At 56.9% G+C, this 20,604-nt stretch carries 16 protein-coding genes and 1 riboswitch; of the genes, 5 read left to right on the forward strand and 11 right to left on the reverse strand.

Annotated features, from left to right (window positions below; genetic code table 11):
- Positions 1 to 109: 109 nt before the first annotated feature.
- A complete protein-coding gene (gene djlA, locus HV242_RS03395; RefSeq protein ID WP_181616906.1) occupies positions 110 to 925 on the forward strand; it encodes a co-chaperone DjlA in 816 nt (271 codons plus the stop codon).
- Between the two features lie 29 nt (positions 926 to 954).
- On the opposite strand, the gene rluA is transcribed toward djlA, so the two are convergent.
- The 6 genes from rluA to araB form a co-directional block, all read right to left on the reverse strand.
- Positions 955 to 1,614 carry a bifunctional tRNA pseudouridine(32) synthase/23S rRNA pseudouridine(746) synthase RluA gene (rluA, locus tag HV242_RS03400; RefSeq protein ID WP_014168600.1) on the reverse strand — a complete coding sequence of 220 codons (660 nt, stop codon included), beginning with the start codon at positions 1,612 to 1,614 and terminating at the stop codon, positions 955 to 957.
- A gap of 12 nt (positions 1,615 to 1,626) precedes the next feature.
- Entirely contained in the window at positions 1,627 to 4,533 is a 2,907-nt protein-coding gene (gene rapA, locus HV242_RS03405) for an RNA polymerase-associated protein RapA (RefSeq protein ID WP_040018606.1), read from the reverse strand.
- A 128-nt stretch (positions 4,534 to 4,661) separates the two neighbouring features.
- Entirely contained in the window at positions 4,662 to 7,019 is a 2,358-nt protein-coding gene (gene polB / locus HV242_RS03410; protein ID WP_155027349.1) for a DNA polymerase II, read from the reverse strand.
- Positions 7,020 to 7,093: 74 nt separating this feature from the next.
- Complete coding sequence (gene araD, locus HV242_RS03415) at positions 7,094 to 7,789, reverse strand: L-ribulose-5-phosphate 4-epimerase (RefSeq protein ID WP_032679615.1); 696 nt, start codon at positions 7,787 to 7,789, stop codon at positions 7,094 to 7,096.
- A gap of 52 nt (positions 7,790 to 7,841) precedes the next feature.
- The gene (gene araA, locus HV242_RS03420; protein ID WP_014168604.1) at positions 7,842 to 9,344 is read right to left on the reverse strand and encodes an L-arabinose isomerase; all 1,503 of its coding nucleotides are present in this window, start codon (positions 9,342 to 9,344) and stop codon (positions 7,842 to 7,844) included.
- A gap of 10 nt (positions 9,345 to 9,354) precedes the next feature.
- Complete coding sequence (araB, locus tag HV242_RS03425; protein ID WP_063858373.1) at positions 9,355 to 11,064, reverse strand: ribulokinase; 1,710 nt, start codon at positions 11,062 to 11,064, stop codon at positions 9,355 to 9,357.
- Positions 11,065 to 11,400: 336 nt separating this feature from the next.
- Between araB and araC the strand changes: the two genes are divergently transcribed.
- Both araC and HV242_RS03435 read left to right on the forward strand, forming a co-directional pair.
- Positions 11,401 to 12,246, forward strand: a complete 846-nt coding sequence (araC, locus tag HV242_RS03430) for an arabinose operon transcriptional regulator AraC (RefSeq protein WP_025205437.1) — start codon at positions 11,401 to 11,403, stop codon at positions 12,244 to 12,246.
- A 128-nt stretch (positions 12,247 to 12,374) separates the two neighbouring features.
- The gene (locus HV242_RS03435) at positions 12,375 to 13,142 is read left to right on the forward strand and encodes a DedA family protein (protein WP_014168607.1); all 768 of its coding nucleotides are present in this window, start codon (positions 12,375 to 12,377) and stop codon (positions 13,140 to 13,142) included.
- Positions 13,143 to 13,169: 27 nt separating this feature from the next.
- On the opposite strand, the gene thiQ is transcribed toward HV242_RS03435, so the two are convergent.
- The 4 genes from thiQ to sgrR form a co-directional block, all read right to left on the reverse strand.
- Positions 13,170 to 13,871, reverse strand: a complete 702-nt coding sequence (thiQ, locus tag HV242_RS03440; protein WP_020882567.1) for a thiamine ABC transporter ATP-binding protein ThiQ — start codon at positions 13,869 to 13,871, stop codon at positions 13,170 to 13,172.
- Complete coding sequence (gene thiP / locus HV242_RS03445; RefSeq protein WP_044868025.1) at positions 13,855 to 15,465, reverse strand: thiamine/thiamine pyrophosphate ABC transporter permease ThiP; 1,611 nt, start codon at positions 15,463 to 15,465, stop codon at positions 13,855 to 13,857. Before thiP ends, thiQ begins: the two co-directional genes overlap by 17 nt.
- Complete coding sequence (thiB, locus tag HV242_RS03450) at positions 15,441 to 16,424, reverse strand: thiamine ABC transporter substrate binding subunit (protein ID WP_047743403.1); 984 nt, start codon at positions 16,422 to 16,424, stop codon at positions 15,441 to 15,443. Before thiB ends, thiP begins: the two co-directional genes overlap by 25 nt.
- 31 nt (positions 16,425 to 16,455) lie before the next feature.
- Positions 16,456 to 16,556, reverse strand: a riboswitch (TPP riboswitch).
- A gap of 36 nt (positions 16,557 to 16,592) precedes the next feature.
- Positions 16,593 to 18,248, reverse strand: coding sequence for an HTH-type transcriptional regulator SgrR (gene sgrR / locus HV242_RS03455; RefSeq protein ID WP_047743405.1), 1,656 nt, complete (start codon positions 18,246 to 18,248; stop codon positions 16,593 to 16,595).
- Positions 18,249 to 18,336: 88 nt separating this feature from the next.
- Between sgrR and sgrT the strand changes: the two genes are divergently transcribed.
- Together sgrT and HV242_RS03465 are read left to right on the forward strand one after the other, a co-directional pair.
- Complete coding sequence (sgrT, locus tag HV242_RS03460; protein WP_014168612.1) at positions 18,337 to 18,489, forward strand: glucose uptake inhibitor SgrT; 153 nt, start codon at positions 18,337 to 18,339, stop codon at positions 18,487 to 18,489.
- Positions 18,490 to 18,608: 119 nt separating this feature from the next.
- On the forward strand, positions 18,609 to 19,787 hold the full coding sequence (locus tag HV242_RS03465; RefSeq protein WP_020882570.1) for a sugar efflux transporter: 1,179 nt from the start codon (positions 18,609 to 18,611) through the stop codon (positions 19,785 to 19,787).
- A 201-nt stretch (positions 19,788 to 19,988) separates the two neighbouring features.
- Here the strand turns inward: HV242_RS03465 and leuD are convergent, their stop codons facing one another.
- Positions 19,989 to 20,594 (reverse strand): 3-isopropylmalate dehydratase small subunit, encoded by a 606-nt coding sequence (leuD, locus tag HV242_RS03470; protein WP_014168614.1) that lies wholly within the window; start codon positions 20,592 to 20,594, stop codon positions 19,989 to 19,991.
- Between the last annotated feature and the right edge of the window lie 10 nt (positions 20,595 to 20,604).

The raw sequence follows: 20,604 nt of genomic DNA on the forward strand, positions 1-20,604 counted from the left end.
TGACGAGTATGATAAAGCAAATTATAGGCGATGTCCTTCAATTGACCGTGGCTTGAACACTGTGATGATGACGTTGCGTCGGCCAGGAACATGACTAACCGGGGAGTATATGCAGTATTGGGGTAAAATAATCGGCGTTGCGTTCGCCATCATCATGGGTGCCGGGTTCTGGGGGATCGTACTGGGGCTTATTATCGGCCATATGTTTGATAAGGCTCGCAGCCGCAAAATGGCCTGGTTTGCCAATCAGCGTGAGCGTCAGTCCCTCTTTTTCTCCACCACGTTTGAGGTGATGGGGCACTTAACCAAATCAAAAGGGCGTGTGACGGAAGCCGATATTCAGATAGCCAGCGTCTTTATGGACCGCATGAATCTGCATGGTGACTCTCGTCTCGCGGCACAAAATGCGTTTCGCATCGGTAAAGCGGATAATTATCCGCTGCGCGATAAAATGCGTCAGTTCCGCAGCATCTGCTTCGGCCGTTTTGATTTAATTCGGATGTTTCTGGAGATCCAAATCCAGGCGGCGTTTGCCGATGGTTCACTTCATCCGAATGAACGCGATGTTTTATACGTTATTGCGGAAGAACTGGGCATCTCCCGTATGCAGTTCGACCAGTTCCTGCGCATGATGCAGGGCGGTGCGCAGTTTGGCGGCGGCTATCACCAGCAGTCCTCTGGCGGTGCCTGGCAGCAGGCGCAGCGGGGTCCGACGCTGGAGGATGCCTGTAACGTGCTGGGGGTGAAGCCATCGAACGATGTAACCACCATCAAGCGTGCCTATCGTAAGCTGATGAGTGAGCACCACCCGGACAAACTGGTCGCGAAAGGTTTACCGCCGGAGATGATGGAGATGGCGAAGCAAAAAGCGCAGGAAATTCAGAAAGCGTACGAGTTGATTAAAGAGAAGAAAAGTTTCAAATAAAAAAGGCCCGACACTGTCGGGCCTTTTTTTCAGAAGTCGACTGGGGCTTTAAACGTCATTGCATTGCCAAAAACCGGATGGGTGATGGTGAGCGTCTGCGCATGCAGCTGCAGGCGTGGCGCCAGCGCCAGTGCATCGGGCGGCGCGTAAAATCTGTCCCCCAGAATCGGGTGCCCCAGCGCAAGCATATGGACACGCAGCTGGTGCGAGCGCCCGGTAATCGGTTTAAGCAGCACGCGCGCAGTGTTATCTGGCGCGTACTCCAGCACTTCATACTCGGTTTGCGCTGCTTTGCCGGTTTCGTAACAGACCTTTTGTTTTGGTCGGTTCGGCCAGTCGCAGATCAGCGGTAAATCCACCAGCCCTTCCGCCGGCTGAGGATGCCCCCAGACACGTGCGACATACTGCTTTTTCGGCTCGCGATCGCGGAACTGGCGTTTCAGCTCGCGTTCCGCCGCTTTATTCAGCGCCACTACAATCACACCGCTGGTGGCCATGTCCAGACGATGGACAGACTCCGCCTGAGGATAATCGCGCTGAATACGCGTCATCACACTGTCTTTGTGCTCATCCAGACGCCCTGGCACGGACAACAAGCCGCTGGGCTTGTTGACCACCATAATGTGCTCATCCTGATAAAGCACCACCAGCCAGGGATCCTGAGGTGGATTGTAAGGCTCCATCACCATCTTGCGCTCCGTTTACTGATGCGTCACAACGATAAGACGCAGGGCATCCAGACGCCAGCCTGCCTGATTAAGGCTTTCCAGCACCTGCTGACGGTTGCTCTCGATCGCCGCCAGTTCGTCATCGCGGATGTTTGGGTTTACCGCTTTCAACGCTTCCAGACGGGAGAGTTCCGCGGACAGTTTGTCGTCGGCTTCTTGACGTGCGGCATCAATCAGAGCCCGGGCCGCTTTTTCGATCTGCGTTTCACCCAGCTGCAGAATAGCGTGCACATCCTGCTGTACCGCGTTGACCAGCTTACTGCCGGTATGGCGGTTCACGGCGCTCAGCTGGCGGTTAAAGCTCTCGAATTCAACCTGAGCGGCGAGGTTCGTGCCGTTTTTGTCCAGCAGCAGACGCACAGGCGTTGACGGCAGGAAGCGGTTGAGCTGCAGCTGTTTCGGCGCCTGCGCTTCGACAACGTAAATCAGTTCCAACAGCAGGGTACCCACTGGCAGCGCTTTGTTTTTCAACAACGAGATGGTGCTGCTGCCGGTATCGCCTGAGAGGATCAAATCCAGACCGTTGCGGATCAGCGGGTGCTCCCAGGTGATGAACTGCGCATCTTCGCGCGACAGCGCCACATCACGTTCAAAGGTGATGGTGCATCCATCTTCCGGCAGGCCAGGGAAATCCGGGACCAGCATATGGTCGGACGGGGTCAGGACAATCAAATTCTCGCCACGATCGTCCTGGTTTATGCCAACGATGTCGAACAGGTTCATGGAGAAGCTGATCAGGCTGGTGTCATCATCCTGCTCTTCAATGCTTTCAGCGAGCGCCTGGGCTTTTTCACCGCCGTTGGAGTGGATCTCCAGCAGGCGGTCACGGCCCTGTTCCAGCTGAGATTTCAGCGCTTCATGCTTATCACGGCAGGCTTTGATCAGTTCATCAAACCCGTCGGTGTTCTCTGGCGCGGCCAGATAGCCGATCAGATCGGCGTGCACCTGATCGTAAATCGGGCGGCCGGTCGGACAGGTATGCTCAAACGCATCCAGACCTTCGTGGAACCAACGCACCAGTACGGACTGGGCGGTTTTTTCCAGATAAGGAACGTGGATCTGAATATCATGCGCCTGGCCAATACGATCCAGACGACCGATACGCTGTTCCAGCAGATCCGGGTTGAACGGCAAATCGAACATCACCAGGTTGCTGGCAAACTGGAAGTTACGGCCTTCAGACCCGATTTCAGAGCACAGCAGAACCTGGGCACCGCTGTCCTCTTCTGCAAACCATGCCGCGGCACGGTCACGCTCGACGATGGACATCCCTTCGTGGAACACGGCGGCGCGAATACCTTCGCGTTCGCGCAGGACCTGCTCCAGCTGCAGTGCGGTGGCTGCTTTGGCGCAGATCACCAGCACTTTCTGAGAACGGTGCGCGGTCAAATAGCCCATCAGCCACTCAACACGCGGGTCGAAGTTCCACCAGGTGCCGGTATCGCCTTCAAATTCCTGGTAAATCTGTTCCGGGTAGAGCATGTCGCGTGCACGCTCTTCTGCAGTTTTGCGCGCGCCCATAATGCCGGAAACTTTAATGGCTGTCTGGTACTGCGTCGGCAGTGGCAATTTGATGGTATGCAGTTCGCGTTTCGGGAAACCTTTCACCCCGTTACGGGTGTTACGGAACAGGACGCGGCTGGTGCCGTGGCGATCCATCAGCATATCGATCAGTTCTTTACGCGCGGAATCCGCGTTGTCACTGTCGCTGTTGGCCGCCTGCAGCAGAGGCTCAATATCCTGCTCGCCAATCAGATCGCTCAGGGTGTTGAGCTCGTCATTCGAGAGATGTTTACCCGCCAGCAGCAGGGCAACGGCATCGGCGACCGGACGGTAGTTATTCTGCTCTTCAACGAACTGCTCAAAGTCATGGAAGCGGTTTGGATCGAGCAGGCGCAAACGGGCGAAGTGGCTCTCCAGACCTAACTGCTCCGGCGTTGCGGTCAGCAGCAGGACGCCTGGTACGCGCTCGGCAAGCTGTTCGATAGCCATGTATTCCCGGCTTGGTGCATCTTCGCTCCAGACCAGATGGTGCGCTTCATCGACCACCATCAGGTCCCATTCGGCGTCGCACAGATGCTCAAGACGTTGCTTGCTGCGGCGTACGAAATCCAGAGAGCAGATCACCAGCTGTTCCGTTTCAAACGGGTTGTCCGCATCGTGCTGGGCTTCTGCATAGCGCTCGTCATCAAACAGAGCGAAACGCAGGTTAAAGCGGCGCAGCATCTCGACCAGCCATTGATGCTGCAGGGTTTCCGGTACCACAATCAGCACGCGCTCGGCTGCGCCGGAAAGCAGCTGTTGATGCAGGATCATGCCCGCTTCAATGGTTTTCCCCAGGCCCACTTCATCTGCCAGCAGTACGCGAGGTGCGTGACGGCGGCCCACGTCATGGGCGATGTTCAGCTGGTGGGGAATAAGGCTGGTACGCTGACCGCGCAGGCCGCTCCACGGCATACGGTACTGTTCACTCTGGAACTTGCGCGCGCGATAGCGCAGGGAGAAGCGATCCATACGGTCGATTTGCCCGGCAAACAGGCGATCCTGCGGCTTACTGAATACCAGTTTGCTGTCGAGCAGCACCTCACGCAGGATGACATTGGCCTCGTCGGTGTCCAGGCGAGTCCCGATGTAGGCGAGCAGTCCATTCTCTTCTTTTACGTCTTCGACCTTTAGCTGCCAGCCGTCGTGGCTGGTCACGGTGTCACCCGGGTTGAACATCACGCGGGTCACAGGGGAATCATTGCGGGCGTACAGGCGGTTTTCACCGGTAGCAGGGAAAAGGAGGGTAACCATTCGTGCATCCACGGCAACCACGGTTCCTAATCCAAGTTCGCTTTCTGTATCGCTGATCCAGCGTTGACCAAGTGTAAAAGGCATATTTGTTCGGCTCTAATCGTAAATTGCAGGCAATAGTTCAACCACCGTCAAAAAAGACAGTCATTGAAAAATGGGTCCGGGAATGGAAAGGGCGCTATGGTACTGGATGGCAGCCATTTCGTCACGTGTCAAAATAGGCCAAGTTGCCCTGTCACTAGTGTAGCAAAGTCGTCGTCGATGAAGGGCAAAATTCCGTCCGCGACCGGCTGAAGCTGACGCGTAAGATAGTGCTCGTAATCCAGAGGCGAGTGCTGGTAATCCACGGGTTCCGGGCCGCTGGTGGTCCAGAGGTATTTGATGGTTCCCCGGTTCTGATACTGCGGGGCACGCCCCCGGCGCATGTTCTCCTCATCTGCCAGGCGCGCGGCGCGGACGTGCGGCGGAACGTTGCGCTGGTATTCCGCCAGCGGGCGGCGCAGGCGCTTGCGGTACACCAGCTGGGCGTCGAGTTCACCGGCCATCAGACTGGCAATTGTTTCACGCACGTAGTCCTGATAAGGCTCGTTGCGAAAGATACGCAGATAAAGCGTTTGCTGAAACTGCTGCGCCAGCGGCGTCCAGTCGGTGCGTACGGTTTCCAGCCCTTTAAAGACCATTCGCTGCTTGTCACCTTCCTGAATAAGACCGGCGTAGCGCTTCTTACTGCCCTGGTCGGTACCGCGAATGGTGGGCATTAAAAAGCGGCTGAAATGGGTTTCAAACTCCAGTTCTAACGCGCTGCTTAACCGCTCTTTTTGCAAACTTTCCTGCCACCAGGCGTTCACAAAAGCCACCAGTGATTTGCCGATTCGCGCGGCATCCTCTTCTGAATGCGCGCCCTTAAGCCAGACAAAGGTGGAATCCGTATCGCCATAAATAACGTCATAACCCTGGGATTCAATCAACGCTTTGGTCTGGCGCATGATGTCGTGCCCGCGCATGGTGATAGATGACGCCAGTCGTGGGTCGAAGAAGCGGCAGGCGCTGGTCCCCAGAACCCCGTAAAACGCGTTCATGATAATTTTCAGCGCCTGAGAAAGGGGCTTGTTGCCATGACGCTTAGCCTCGTCGCGACCGTGCCAGATGTTTCCCACGATTTCCGGTAGACAGTGCTTTTCCCGTGAGAAGCGGGCCCCGAGAAAACCTTCTGTGCTGTGCAAATCGTCAGGCTGCGCCATCCCTTCCACCAGCCCGACGGGATCGATCAGGAAGGTGCGAATAATGGACGGATAGAGGCTTTTGTAGTCCAGCACCAGCACGGAGTCATACAACCCGGGCCGGGAATCCATCACGTAACCGCCCGGGCTTGCCTGCGGCGGTACGTCACCGAGGTTGGGGGCGACATAGCCCGCCCGGTGCATACGCGGGAAATAGAGGTGGCTAAAGGCGGCCACGGAGCCACCGTGCCGGTCAGCGGCGAGGCCGTTCACCGTCGCGCGCTCGAGCAGGAAGGGCATGATCTCCGTTTTGTGGAAAATCTGCGTCACCAGTTCACAATCTTTCAGGTTGTAGGTGGCGAGTGCCGGTTTGTCTTCGTTAAAGCGCCGGTCGATTTCATCCATCCTGTCCCACGGATTGTCGATGGATTTCCCTTCGCCGAGCAGCTCCTGCGCCACCGCTTCCAGAGAGAAAGAGGAAAAATTCCAGAAGGCAGATTTGAGCGCCTCAATGCCGTCGATAATCAGGCGGCCATTGGCCTGCGCGAAAAACACACCGTTTTTAAAACCGTGCTCGCGCCATTCCAGCTCGCTGTTTCCGCGCCCCAGCATCAGGGGGATGCGGTAACGTTCAGCATGTTTTTGCAGCACGCGCAGATCGAACTGCACCACGTTCCAGCCGATCAACACATCGGGATCGCGATCGGCAAACCACTGGTTTAGCTTTTCCAGAAGCTGTGGCCGGCTGTTGACATACTCCAGCCGGAAATCCAGAGCGGACGCGTTGCCATTCGGGGGGTCAAGCATATAAACAACCCGATCCCCGCAGCCTTCAAGGCCGATACAGTACAGCTCACCGTGGCGAGTGGTTTCGATATCCAGCGAGACCCATTTCAACGGCGGCCGGTAGGTAGGGTTGGGTTTGAGACGGGCGTTAATAAGGCTGCCGTTTTGCGCGGTGCCGTCGACCCAGACGGGGGCGGTAATAAACCGCTCCATCAAAAAACGTTCTGGCGGGCGGATATCAGCTTCGTACAGCGTCACGCCAGCGTCGCGCAGCAGTTTTTCATAACGCATCAGCTGGCGATGGGCGCGGCAGTAAAGGCCATGTACTTGCTGACGGTGGAAATCTTTCAGTTCAAGCGGCGTCAGGCGCCAGCCATTTTCACCGCGCAGCAGTTGCTTTGCTTTCTCAACGTGATCGTTCGGGATAAAAGCCACGGACTCCTGCGGCGGCAGGGTCACGTGCAGCGGGCCGTTGTCCGTCGCCAGCCAGAATGCCACCTCGGTGCCCTGAGGAGTATCCCGCCAGTGTCGGGTAAGTAAAAAACCTTCTTGCGCCTGCGCCACGCCGCTATCCCATAAAACAAAACCAGGCTTGATTATAGCCTGGTTGAATATTTTATGCTGGATATATATACAGTTTACTGCCCGTAATAGGCTTTTGCGCCATGTTTACGCAGGTAGTGTTTATCCAGCAGGGTTGGCTGCATATCCGGAAGCTGCGGAGCCAGCTGGCGGCAGAAGATGCCCATATACGCGACCTCCTCCAGCACAATCGCGTTATGTACCGCATCTTCGGCGTTTTTGCCCCAGGCAAAAGGTCCATGGGAGTGCACCAGCACGCCGGGCATTTGCGCAGCGTCGATACCCTGTTTTTCAAACGTTTCGACGATAACGTTGCCGGTTTCCCACTCATACTCGCCGTTGATCTCTTCATCAGTCATCAAACGGGTGCAGGGAATGGTGCCGTAAAAGTAGTCTGCGTGCGTGGTTCCGGTAGCCGGAATGGACTGGCCAGCCTGCGCCCAGATGGTCGCATGACGCGAATGGGTATGCACAATACCGCCAATGGTCGGGAAGGCCTGGTAGAGCAGGCGATGCGTTGGCGTGTCGGAGGAGGGTTTTTTCTTTCCTTCCACCACTTCGCCCGTGGCGATGCTGACGACAACCATATCTTCTGCGGTCATTACCGTGTAATCCACCCCTGACGGCTTTATCACGAAGACGCCGTGCTCGCGGTCAACGGCGCTGACGTTGCCCCAGGTCAGCGTCACCAGATTGTGTTTGGGCAGCGCCAGGTTGGCTTCCAGTACCTGACGTTTGAGATCTTCTAACATGCAATCCTCCAGGAAAAGAGGCCCGCCCTGCGGCAGGCCAAAGGTTCCCCTGTTAACGTTTTGAACCGTAATAGACTTCGTTCCAGCGCAGCGCGTCTTTGAACGCGGGCAGGCGGGTATCGTTATCAATGACGGTCAGTTCGATGTCGTGCAGTTCGGCGAACTGACGCATGTCGTTCAGATCCAGCGCGTGGCTGAAGACGGTGTGGTGCGCGCCACCGGCCAGGATCCAGGCTTCCGAGGCGGTTGGCAGGTCAGGCTGCGCTTTCCACAGGGCGTTGGCGACCGGCAGTTTTGGCAGAGAATGCGGGGTTTCAACTGCATCCACACAGTTCACCAGCAGGCGGAAACGGTCGCCCAGGTCAATCAGGCTGGCGTTGATGGCAGGGCCGGTACGGGTGTTGAAGATCAGACGTGCCGGGTCGGCTTTTCCGCCAATGCCAAGGTACTGCACGTCGAGGATCGGTTTCTCTTCAACGGCAATGGAAGGACACACTTCCAGCATATGCGAGCCCAGTACCAGGTCGTTGCCGTTTTCGAAGTGGTAGGTGTAGTCCTCCATAAAGGAGGTGCCGCCCTGCAGACCGGTTGACATCACTTTCATAATGCGAAGCAGAGCGGCAGTTTTCCAGTCGCCTTCGCCGGCAAAGCCGTAGCCCTGCTGCATCAGACGTTGTACCGCCAGGCCGGGCAGTTGTTTCAGGCCGTGGAGGTCTTCAAAGGTGGTGGTAAAGGCATGGAAGCCACCCTGTTCCAGGAAGCGTTTCATGCCCAGTTCGATACGTGCTGCATCCAGCACGTTCTGGCGTTTGTCACCGTGAATTTGTGCCGCAGGGGTCAGACGGTAGCTGCTTTCGTATTCGTCGACCAGCGCGCTTACATCGCCATCGCTGATTTCATTCACCACCTGCACCAGGTCGCCCACGGCCCAGGTATTCACCGAGAAACCAAATTTAATCTGTGCGGCAACTTTATCGCCGTCGGTGACCGCCACTTCACGCATGTTGTCGCCGAAACGCACTACTTTCAGGTGACGAGTATCTTGTCGGGACACCGCCTGGCGCATCCAGGAGCCGATACGTTTTTGCGCATGCTGATCCTGCCAGTGGCCGGTGACGACCGCATGCTGCTGGCGCATACGTGCGCCGATAAAGCCGAACTCACGGCCGCCGTGCGCGGTCTGGTTCAGGTTCATAAAGTCCATATCAATGCTGTCCCACGGCAGGGACGCGTTGAACTGGGTATGGAACTGCATCAGTGGTTTATTGAGGATGGCCAGACCGTTGATCCACATTTTGGCCGGCGAGAAGGTGTGCAGCCACACCACCATGCCAGCGCATTTATCGTCGTAGTTCGCGTCGCGGCAGATGTTCGTGATCTCATCCGGGGTCGTGCCGAGCGGTTTGAGCACCAGTTTGCACGGCAGTTTAGCCTCTGCATTGAGCGCGTTGACCACGTGCTCAGCATGTTTCGTCACCTGTTGCAGCGCTTCCGGCCCGTACAGATGTTGGCTGCCAATGACAAACCACACTTCATAATTATTAAAAATGGTCATTATTGTGTCCTTAATGTGTCAGGGTTGCCGTAGTGTCCGCGGTGTGTTTGGCCGGGGCGGCGACAGGGAGATAGTGAAGTTCGGCGCTTTTTGCCCATTGCTGATAGCGCTGATAAAGCTGTTCAAAACGCTGCGCCTGCTGAGCACGCGGCTGGAGGGTATTTTCGACAGCGCTCGCCATGTGCTGCTGCGCGGTCGGGATATCGGCATGAACGCCTGCCGCAACGGCCGCGAAGATCGCTGCACCGAGGGCACAACACTGATCGGAGGCGACAATCTGCAGCGGACGGTTCAGCACGTCACAACAGGCCTGCATGATTACCGGGTTTTTACGGGCGATGCCGCCCAGTGCCATCACGTTGTTGACGTCGATGCCCTGCTCGGTGAAGCACTCCATAATGGCGCGCGCCCCAAAGGCAGTTGCGGCAATCAGGCCGCCAAACAGCGCTGGTGCGTCGGTGGCGAGGTTAAGATCGGTGATCACCCCTTTCAGGCGCTGGTTGGCAAATGGCGTACGGCGACCGTTGAACCAGTCGAGCACCACCGGCAGGTGATCGAGAGAAGGATTCTTTGCCCACGCGGCGGTGAGCTGCGGCAAAAGCTGCTTTTTACTTTCGGCAATCTGGGTCTTCAGCTCAGGATGTGCCGCCGCCAGCTGATCCAGCGGCCAGCCCAGCACGCTGCCAAACCAGGCGTAGATATCGCCAAAGGCGGACTGACCCGCTTCCAGACCGATAAACTCCGGTACGACGCTGCCGTCAACCTGGCCGCAGATGCCTTTTACCGCCCGATCGCCTACGCTGGCTTTATCCGCGGTGAGAATGTCGCAGGTGGAGGTGCCGATAACCTTCACCAGCGTGTTTGGCTGGGCACCGGCGCCCACCGCGCCCATGTGGCAGTCAAACGCCCCGCCGGAGATGGCCACGTTTTGCGGCAGACCCAGGCGCGTCGCCCACTCTTCACAAAGCGTACCCACCGGAATATCGGCGGTGAAAGTGTCGGTAAACAGCGGGTATTGCAGACTCTTGTTGATGACGGGATCGAGTTCATCGAAGAACGCCGCCGGTGGCAGGCCACCCCAGCTTTCATGCCACAGGGATTTGTGTCCGGCGCTGCAGCGTCCGCGGCGGATATCCTGCGGACGCGTGGTACCGGAGAGCAGGGCTGGTACCCAGTCGCACAGTTCAATCCACGATACCGCGGCCTGCGCAACGGATGCGTCCGCGCGGGTTACGTGAAGGATCTTTGCCCAGAACCATTCACTGGAGTAAATACCGCCGATGTAGCGCGAGTAGTCCGTTTTACCGGGCTGGTGACACAAGCGGGTAATGGCCTCGGCCTCTTCAACGGCGGTGTGATCTTTCCACAGCACGAACATGGCGTTCGGGTTATCAGCAAACTCCGGACGCAGCGCCAGAACATGGCCTTCGGCATCCACAGGGGCAGGCGTTGAGCCGGTACTGTCGACGCCAATCCCGACGATTTCTGCCCGCTGGGCGTCGGTCAGTTCAGTCAGTACGGTTTTGATTGCCGCTTCCATCGACTCAATGTAGTCACGTGGATGGTGACGGAACTGGTTATTTGGCGCATCGCAGTAGCGCCCCTCTTGCCAGCGCGGGTACCACTCAACGCTGGTTGCTATTTCCTGGCCGCTTGTACAGTCCACTGCCAGAGCGCGAACCGAGTCGCTGCCAAAATCGAGGCCAATCGCAATTGCCATGGTGTTGCTCCATCAAAAAACAGGTATGAGAGAACATTAGAGACTGGAGGCGAAAATCGTCAGGCAGGATCCGCTAATCTTATGGACTAAATTGCTGTTGCAATAGAAAGTGTGACGCCGTGCAAATAATCAATGTGGACATTTCTGCCGCACTTATAGACACTTTTGTTACTGCTGATCTGCCCCCGTGGGCGGATAAATCAGGGGGAAAGGCTGAAACATGGCGGACGTAAAAGAGGCGTGATGCTTTTTGGATCTTTTCGCGGGCCATTTTTATACTGCTTTTATCGATATGGACAATTGGTTTCCTTCAGGACCCTTGGGAGAACTGAATCTATGGCCGAAACGCAAAACGATCCCTTATTACCGGGCTACTCGTTTAATGCTCACCTGGTGGCGGGGCTGACCCCTATTGAGGCTGAGGGATATCTCGATTTTTACGTCGACCGACCGCTCGGGATGAAAGGGTATATTCTGAACCTGACGGTGCGTGGGGAAGGGATTATCAAAAATAACGATCAGCAGTTTGTCTGCCGTCCGGGCGATATGCTGCTGTTTCCGCCGGGAGAGATCCACCACTACGGGCGTCACCCGGAGGCCAAAGAGTGGTATCACCAGTGGGTCTACTTCCGCCCGCGCGCCTACTGGCAGGAGTGGCTCTCGTGGCCGGCTATTTTTGCGCACACCGGTTTTTATCGCCCGGACGAGGTTCATCTGGCTCAGTTCCGCGAACTCTTTGCCCAAATTATTGAAGCGGGGCAGGCGGGTGGCCGGTATGCCGAACTGCTGGCGATTAACCTGCTTGAACAGGTGCTGTTGCGCCGGATGGAGGCGATAAACGCGTCACTTAATCCTCCGCTGGACAACCGCGTGCGCGACGCCTGCCAGTACATCAGCGACCATCTGGCCGACAGCCAGTTCGATATCGCCAGCGTCGCCCAGCATGTGTGTCTCTCACCGTCGCGGCTGTCACATCTGTTCCGTCAGCAGCTGGGCGTTAGCGTCCTGAGCTGGCGTGAGGACCAGCGTATCAGCCAGGCGAAGCTCCTGCTCAGCACCACCCGCATGCCCATTGCCACCGTGGGGCGCAATGTGGGCTTTGAAGACCAGCTCTATTTCTCCCGGGTATTTAAAAAATGCACCGGTGCCAGCCCCAGTGAATTCCGGGCAGGATGTGAATAAACGGTAAAAAAAGATAAACAAGCAGGTGAACTGTGGAAGCAACCTGTAAACTATTCAGACAATTGTTGTCTTGACGCGGTGCAGGGCGCTAAGCAGAATCCCTGATTCGTTTTCTGACCGGAATAGTTATGCAGGCATTGCTGGAACATTTTATCACCCAGTCCGTTATGTATTCGCTTATCGCCGTTGCGCTGGTGGCGTTTCTGGAATCGCTTGCACTTGTTGGGTTGATCCTCCCCGGCACGGTGATGATGGCGGGGCTGGGCGCGTTGATTGGCAGCGGTGAAGTGAATTTCTGGCAGGCGTGGATGGCGGGGATTATCGGCTGTTTACTGGGCGACTGGATCTCCTTCTGGCTGGGCTGGCGCTTTAAGAAACCGCTGCACCGCTGGTCGTTCATGAAAAAGAACAAAGCCTTGCTGGATAAAACCGAACACGCGCTGCATCAGCACAGCATGTTCACGATCCTCGTCGGTCGCTTTGTTGGACCAACGCGTCCGCTGGTGCCGATGGTCGCGGGGATGCTGGATCTGCCTGTTGCGAAATTCGTGGTGCCGAACATCATCGGCTGTGTTTTCTGGCCGCCGTTCTATTTTCTGCCGGGGATCCTGGCAGGGGCCACCGTTGATATTCCTGACGGAATGCAAAGCGGTGAATTTAAGTGGTTGTTGCTGGCTACGGCCCTGCTGTTGTGGATCGCTGCCTGGTTGTGCTGGCGACTGTGGCGCAGCGCGAAAGCGAATGTTGATCGCCTGACGCGTTATCTGCCACGCTCGCGCCTGCTGTGGCTCGCGCCGTTAATGCTGGGGGTTGCCGTGGTGGCGCTGGTCGCCCTGATTCGCCACCCGCTGATGCCGGTGTACGGTGAAATCCTCTTGAAGGTGGTGAGCCGTTAATCTGTTTCCCTCTCCCGTGGGAGAGGGTCAGCCCGCACTGATGCCTAACAATGAAGACGCCCCTGCGTGACCGCTGAGCAGTTCCTCTGTGCCGCCATCCCAGGCAATTCGCCCTTCTGCAATGACCACCGATCGTGGCGCAATCCGCGCGGCATCCTCAATGCTGTGCGAAACCATCAGCATTGTCAGTTGCTGACGCTGGCACACGTCCTGCACCAGGGTAAGCATCTCCTGGCGCAAGGCAGGATCGAGTGCAGAGAAGGGCTCATCCAGAAGCAGTATGGGCTGCTCGCGCACCAGGCAGCGCGCCAGCGCCACCCGCTGACGCTGCCCGCCGGAGAGGGCTTCGGGGAGGCGATCAATAAACGCGGTAATGCCCATCTGAGCGGCAATCAGCTCCAGCTTCTGGCGCTGACCGTCGTTGAGTTTCAGGCCAGGATCCATACCCAGGGCGATGTTTTGCCGCACCGTCAGATGCATGAACAGATTGTTTTCCTGGAACAGCATCGACACCGGACGTCGGGCGGGTGGCGTGCGCGTATGGTCGCGGTTTTCAATCACTATCGACCCGCTCGCCGGTTGCAGAAAACCGGCAATCAGATTGAGCAAAGTACTCTTTCCGGCCCCGCTCGGACCCAGAACCGCAATCATCTCTCCCTGACGAACCGAAAGGGAGAAGCGCATTGGCAGATGCTGGTAGAGCCAGGTTACATCAGTCAGTTTTAACATTACGCCCCGGAAGTTTTTCGATAACGGTAAATAAGGCAAAGCAGAGTACCAGTAACAGCAGCGCTGTGACGGCTCCCTCCTGGCTACGATAGGAGCCAATTTGCTGGTACAGCCAGTACGGCAGGGTGCGGAAATCTTCATTACCGAAGAGCGCCACGACACCAAAATCACCTATTGAGAGCACACAGGCGAAAGCCAGTGCCTGGGCCAGCGGGCGTTTCAGCGCACGCAGTTCGATAATCTTTAGCCGCTGCCAGCCCTGCAGACCGAGCGACTGGCACAGCAGCGCGTAGCGGCTGTTGATGTCTCGCATCGGATTTTCCAGCACCTTCAGCGCGTAGGGGATCGCCATCAGGGCATTGGTGAAAATCACGATGCCGTCGGCGTTTTCCGGCAGGCCAATAGTGCTGTTGAACAGTAAAAAGAACCCCGTCGCCAGTACAATGCCGGGCATCGCCAGGATCAGCATGCCTGTCAGCTCCAGGGCGTGCCCGGCTTTACGGGCCTGACGCGCGTAAAGCTCGCGGCTGCTCCATAAAAGCATCATGGTCAGCATGACACACAGCAGCCCGGCGGCGAGCGCGATCCGTAACGAGGTCCACGTTGCCTGCCAGAGAACGGGCTGCTGCATCACGGTAACGAGATTCAGGTTCAGGCCATCGACGATGACGGCCATCAGCGGCGGAAGCAAAAGCAGCAGCGCCAGCGTGATAAGCAGCAGATCAGCGATCCGGCTATGCATGCTGTCCTGCGGGTCGCGCCAGCCGGTTATCTGATTACTGCCCGGCGGGATGGCTTTGCTCAGACGCTGGCTCAGCAGCACAAGGCACAGGCAGCAAACCATCTGCACCATCGCCAGCAGCGCGGCGCGGCCGGGGTCATAGTCGTAACTGAGCGCCTGGTAAATTGCCAGTTCGATGGTGGTGGCCTGCGGGCCGCCGCCGAGTGAAAGCACGGTGGCAAAACTGGCGAAACAGAGCATAAAGATCAGAGCCGCAACCGGCGGGATCTGACGACGCAGCCACGGCCATTCGACCAGGCGGAAGAAGGATACGCCGCGCATGCCCAACTGGGCGGCAAGCTGGCGCTGTTCACCGGGGATGTTTTCCAGTGCCTGTAAAAAGAGTCTGGTCGCCATCGGCATATTGAAAAAGATGTGCGCCAGCAGAATGCCCTTCAGTCCGTAGGGCGAGAAGCGCCACTCCAGACCCATCAGGCTGAAAAGTGAAGCCAGCCACCCCTGACGACCATAGACGCTCAGGATGCCAAACACGGCCACCAGGACCGGCAGGATCAGCGTCATGGCGCACAGGCGCAGCAGGGCCTGCCTGCCGGGGAAACGGCGACGATAAAGCGCGCGTGCCAGGAAAATGGCGGGGATAACCGACAACAGCGCAGAGAGAAAGGCCTGCCAGAAAGAGAAACGGATAACGTGCCAGAGATAGCTGTCGTGCCAGAGCGCGAACAGGTCGCTCTCTGGCGCGTTAAACCATAAAGCAAGGAATGCGCCCAGACTGACCGCCACCATCAATACGGCGGCGAGCAGCCCAGGAATTAACCAGCCGGGAATTAACGGCTGACGGCGCGTTGCCATTCACTTACCCATGCTGCTCGCTGCGCGGCAACCTGCTGAGGCGTAAACTCCAGCGAGGTTTGCGGTTTGGTCAGTTTCTCAAAGCCCGCTGGCAACGTCACGCTGGTCACGGGGTACATCCAGTTACCCGCTGGAATGGCGTTCTGGAATGCCGGGGAGACCATAAATTTCAGGAACTTCTCGGCCAGTTCGGGCTGTTTGCTGGATGCCGTGCGGGCTGCCACTTCGACCTGCAGATAGTGCCCTTCAGCAAAACTGGCGGCGGCGTAATTGTCTTTCTTCTCGGCGATGATGTGGTAAGCCGGGGAGGTGGTGTAGCTCAGAACCAGATCACTTTCCCCTTTCAGGAACAGACCGTAGGCTTCGCTCCAGCCTTTTGTCACGGTGACGGTTTTGGCGGCCAGCTTCTGCCACGCTTGCGGAGCGTCATCGCCGTAGACTTTCTGCATCCACAGCAGCAGCCCCAGGCCTGGCGTACTGGTGCGAGGATCTTCATAAATAACGCGCCATTTCTGCTCGCTTTCGACCAGTTCCTTCAGGCTTTTCGGCGGGTTTTTAAGCTTGTTTTTGTCGTAAACAAACGCGAAGTAACCGTAATCGAACGGCACAAAGGTGTCGTTCTGCCAGCCGCCCGGGACGCTGACGGCATCGGTGGCGACGCCGCTTTTGGCAAACAGTTTGGTTTTCGAGGCGGCCTCCAGCAGGTTGTTATCCAGCCCAAGCACCACATCGGCTTTACTGTTTTTGCCTTCCATGCGCAGGCGGTTAAGCAGAGAGACGCCATCTTCTAGCGCCACGAACTTCAGTTCGCACTGACAGTCAGCTTCAAAGGCTTTTTTCACCACCGGACCCGGACCCCAGTCGGCTGAGAAGGAGTCGTAGGTGTAGACCGTCAGGACGGGCTTCGCGACGGCAGGCAGCGCAAACAGCGCCAGAAGGGGGAGAACTTTTTTTAACACTTTGCACCTCAAGGTTGAGTGGCAAAGGATTTTGAGTGACAGCCTCAAATCCCTTCGCCGGCGTTATCCGGATCAGGTTCGACGGGTATTATCTCAGCGCACATCAGTGATGCAGCACCCCGTTGAGAACGGCGCTATTGTAATGATTTGGCAAATATTACGAAAGTGTTATGGCTCCGGCGGGGAAAACCAGGCGGATTTAAAATCAAACCAGCCCAGCGTATTCATTCTGACACCGCGCATACTACGCTGCCCCTGGATCATCAGCCAGTGATGGATCAACGGCACGATCGCTTGTTCAGCCAGCAACTGCTGGCACCATGAGGCCAGATTCATGTCGCCGGCGCGCCAGAGGGCCGCGTCCTGCTGCCAGTCCCGGTCTATGCAGTGCTGGATAAGCGGGACCTCATACAGGTGAGAGAAGAGCGAGAAATCAAGCGGCAGGGTAAAGTTGGCGCTGTTGAGCCAGATGTCGCTGACGATCTCCCCCTGATGCCATTCATCGTAATCCACCTCTTTGACATCCAGCCTCACCCCAACGGCGGCCAGCAGTCGGGTCATGATTCTGGCGATAAAGCGGTGTTCAACGTGCTCGCGATAGTAGGTCAGGGTGATGGACTCCAGCCCGGCGGGCTTGTCGCAGTATGTCGGACGGGCGTGATGCCAGCGAGGAAGCAGACCATACGCCGGGAACCAGTAGGTTTGGTACTGCTCCTCCGCATGATAAATCAGGCTGGAGGGCGACAACACGTGGCTTATCCATTTGCGCACCTCATGGTTTGCCCCGCGATGGGTACGGCTGTCGAACAGCAGGTAGTAGCACCCTTCTTCGAGCCGGCTCTCCACGGCCTTTTCGCCCGTGGTGGGCCCTTCCAGCGTCAGCCCGGCGCTCAGCTCTTCATTGAGATCCGGTAATACCCACACGTTCACTTCATCGATCAGCGCCCGGTAGCCAAAATAGTCATCAAAAGCGCGGATTTTCAGCTGGTTGTTGTTATTGCGCGATACAGAGTAGGGGCCGGTGCCAATCGGCAGGCTGGCAAAATTATTCATCGATTCCCATTCTCCGGGCAAAATCATCGACGGTACATAGCCCAGCAGCCACGGAAGCCATTTGTCCGGCTGAGACAGTTCAACATCCAGTGTCCATGCCGTAGGGGAGTGAACGCGTGAAATATGGGAATAGAGCGGAAGCGTGCAGGCGCGCTCTAAAGAGGCAATCACATCGACCATCTCCAGCTCGCGGCCGTGGTGGAAATGAATACCAGGACGTAGAAAGAAGCGCCAGTGAAGAGGAGAAAGTTGCTGCCAGTGGTGCGCAATATCCGCTTCCAGTTCCCCATTTTCCTCATTTATGCGCGTCAGGCCGCTGAATATTTGTCGGGCCATATGGGTTTCAGAGCGGCGTAACGCCGTGCCGGGTAACAGGTTTTTCATTGGTCGATAGTAGAGCACCCGCAGAATGTGGCGACCCTGACGAAAGCTGCGCCCGAGATGCGACACCAGCATCTGGCGTACTGCCGCTTTGTCCCCCACCAGCTGCACCAGCTGGTCGATGCGGTCCTGTTCCAGCAGGTCTTCCGCCCGCTGCTGCTGCAACGCCAGCCCGGTATACAGGAAGGTCAGGCGCGAGCGTTTTCCGCGACCCGCCTCGGCCTCCCAGTTGAGCCAGCCCTGCTGCTGCATGGTATTAAGCAGCGTGCGCATGTGCCGGCGCGAACAGCTGAGCAGGTCCGCCAGCTCGTTCAGCGTGGTCTCCTGCGATCGCCCCTCGCAGCATTGCCAGAGGCGGATAAATTGTTGTTGCAGACGACCAGAGGGCATAAAAGGGGAACTCCTGACAAAAAATCAGCAATTTATTAATCCCTATATTAGGCCAATAATTCTTCCCGATGAAGTGAGGAGGTAAATTATGAAGAGGTCTACCGCACGTCAGTTTTATCAGCGTTATTTTTCAGCGACGCAGGGAGCGTCCTGGCTGGCCCGCCAGTGTGCAGAGCAACGGTTGAAAATCCTGGAAGATCTGATGCAGTGGGACGTTACGAAACCGACCTCTTCTTGCTAACTCGCCTCGATCATGTGTGACTGAGTATTGGTGCTTATCACCCGCCAGCAAAATGTTTTTGCTGGCTTTTTTCGTTTACTATTCACCCACTTTCGATTCGCTTTCACAAGGACTTGCGCATGCTCTGGTTGATGACGATGGGGCGACGCCTGAACGGCGTGTATGCCGCTTTTATGCTGGTGGCCTTTATGATGGGCGTGGCGGGGGCATTGCAGGCTCCGACGCTGAGTCTGTTTCTCAGCCGTGAGGTGGGGGCGCAGCCGTTTTGGGTGGGGCTGTTTTATACCGTGAACGCCATCGCCGGGATCCTGGTCAGTCTGGCACTGGCAAAACGATCGGACAATCGGGGCGATCGGCGCAAACTGATCCTCTTTTGCTGCGCCATGGCCGTGGGTAACGCGCTGCTGTTTGCCTTCAATCGCCATTACCTGACGCTGATTACCTGCGGCGTGCTTCTGGCGTCGCTCGCCAATACCGCCATGCCGCAGCTGTTCGCGCTGGCCCGTGAATACGCGGATAACTCGGCGCGGGAAGTGGTGATGTTCAGCTCGGTCATGCGTGCGCAGCTCTCTCTGGCCTGGGTGATCGGCCCGCCGCTGGCGTTTATGCTGGCGCTGAACTATGGCTTTACCACCATGTTTTCCATCGCTGCCGGCATTTTTGTCATCAGCCTGATACTGATTGCCTTTGCGCTACCCTCGGTGGCGCGAGTGGAGCAGACGACCGATAAACCCATCACCCAGGTGAGCGGCTGGCAGGATAAAAACGTCCGCATGCTGTTTATCGCGTCCATGCTGATGTGGACCTGCAACACCATGTACATCATTGATATGCCGCTGTGGATCAGCAGCGATCTGGGGTTGCCGGACAAGCTTGCGGGGATCCTGATGGGGACGGCTGCCGGCCTGGAAATTCCGGCGATGATCCTGGCGGGTTATTACGTTAAGCGTTTTGGAAAACGCCGCATGATGATCGTCGCCGTGGCGGCGGGAGTGCTTTTTTATCTGGGGCTGATCGTCTTCCATTCGCGCGAAGCACTGCTTGCGCTGCAGCTGTTTAACGCCGTGTTTATTGGCATCGTGGCCGGGATTGGGATGCTCTGGTTCCAGGACTTAATGCCGGGACGGGCAGGCTCTGCCACTACGCTCTTTACCAACAGCATTTCAACGGGCGTTATTCTGGCAGGGGTGATTCAGGGGGCGTTGTCACAAACCTACGGTCACGCGTCAGTGTACTGGATGATTGCGGCCATTTCCGTGGTGACGCTGGTGCTAACCTGCCGGGTAAAAGATGTGTGATTCTGGAAGGCTGCTTCACGCAATAAAACGATTTTCTGACAGGGTCTGAGAAGGCGCATAGAGCGCGTGGCGTCAGCCGAGGCTGTTTGCCTCAGGCTGACGCAAGAGGCAAACAGTAATGAGGCCCACATCAATTAACATTGATGGTGTACTGCACCATTTTGTTGGACGATGTTGATCTTCACCGGGATGGTACGCAGCCTACCCCATAAACGCAGGCTGTTTTTGCTCATAGGCGGAGATGGCATCTTCGTGCTGCAGCGTCAGGCCAATACTGTCCAGGCCATTCAGCATGCAGTGACGACGAAAGGCGTCAATGCTGAAGCTGTAGGATTTATCACCCGCTTTCACCACTTCCGCTTCCAGATCCACTTCAAACGAAATCCCAGGATTTGCCTTCACCAGGGCGAACAATTCGTCCACCTGCGCATCGCTCAGCGTCACCGGCAGCAGCTGATTATTGAAGCTGTTGCCGTAGAAGATATCGGCAAAGCTTGGGGCGATAACCACTTTGAACCCGTAGTCGGTGAGCGCCCAGGGTGCATGTTCACGGGAAGAGCCGCAGCCAAAGTTTTCACGCGCCAGCAGAATCGATGCGCCTTTAAATTCCGGGAAGTTCAGCACGAACTCGGGATTGGGCACTTCGCCTTTGTCGTCCAGGAAGCGCCAGTCGTTAAACAGATGCGCGCCAAACCCGGTACGGGTCACCTTCTGCAAAAACTGCTTTGGAATGATGGCGTCAGTGTCGACGTTAGCGGCGTCCAGTGGGACAACCCGGCCCGTATGTTGGGTAAATTTCTCTGCCATGATTGTCTCC

It is taken from the genome of Enterobacter sp. RHBSTW-00593, from assembly GCF_013784105.1.
Lineage (GTDB): Bacteria > Pseudomonadota > Gammaproteobacteria > Enterobacterales > Enterobacteriaceae > Enterobacter > Enterobacter ludwigii.

Excerpts from the sequence above, each read along its gene's own strand:
- HV242_RS03435 (WP_014168607.1), top strand. The coding sequence starts at position 12,375 with ATGCAGGCATTGCTGGAACATTTTATCACCCAGTCCGTTATGTATTCG.
- djlA (WP_181616906.1), top strand. The coding sequence starts at position 110 with ATGCAGTATTGGGGTAAAATAATCGGCGTTGCGTTCGCCATCATCATG.
- sgrR (WP_047743405.1), bottom strand. The coding sequence starts at position 18,248 with ATGCCCTCTGGTCGTCTGCAACAACAATTTATCCGCCTCTGGCAATGC.
- rapA (WP_040018606.1), bottom strand. The coding sequence starts at position 4,533 with ATGCCTTTTACACTTGGTCAACGCTGGATCAGCGATACAGAAAGCGAA.
- thiP (WP_044868025.1), bottom strand. The coding sequence starts at position 15,465 with ATGGCAACGCGCCGTCAGCCGTTAATTCCCGGCTGGTTAATTCCTGGG.
- rluA (WP_014168600.1), bottom strand. The coding sequence starts at position 1,614 with ATGGTGATGGAGCCTTACAATCCACCTCAGGATCCCTGGCTGGTGGTG.
- sgrT (WP_014168612.1), top strand. The coding sequence starts at position 18,337 with ATGAAGAGGTCTACCGCACGTCAGTTTTATCAGCGTTATTTTTCAGCG.
- araB (WP_063858373.1), bottom strand. The coding sequence starts at position 11,064 with ATGGCAATTGCGATTGGCCTCGATTTTGGCAGCGACTCGGTTCGCGCT.
- araA (WP_014168604.1), bottom strand. The coding sequence starts at position 9,344 with ATGACCATTTTTAATAATTATGAAGTGTGGTTTGTCATTGGCAGCCAA.
- araC (WP_025205437.1), top strand. The coding sequence starts at position 11,401 with ATGGCCGAAACGCAAAACGATCCCTTATTACCGGGCTACTCGTTTAAT.
- araD (WP_032679615.1), bottom strand. The coding sequence starts at position 7,789 with ATGTTAGAAGATCTCAAACGTCAGGTACTGGAAGCCAACCTGGCGCTG.
- HV242_RS03465 (WP_020882570.1), top strand. The coding sequence starts at position 18,609 with ATGCTCTGGTTGATGACGATGGGGCGACGCCTGAACGGCGTGTATGCC.
- leuD (WP_014168614.1), bottom strand. The coding sequence starts at position 20,594 with ATGGCAGAGAAATTTACCCAACATACGGGCCGGGTTGTCCCACTGGAC.
- thiQ (WP_020882567.1), bottom strand. The coding sequence starts at position 13,871 with ATGTTAAAACTGACTGATGTAACCTGGCTCTACCAGCATCTGCCAATG.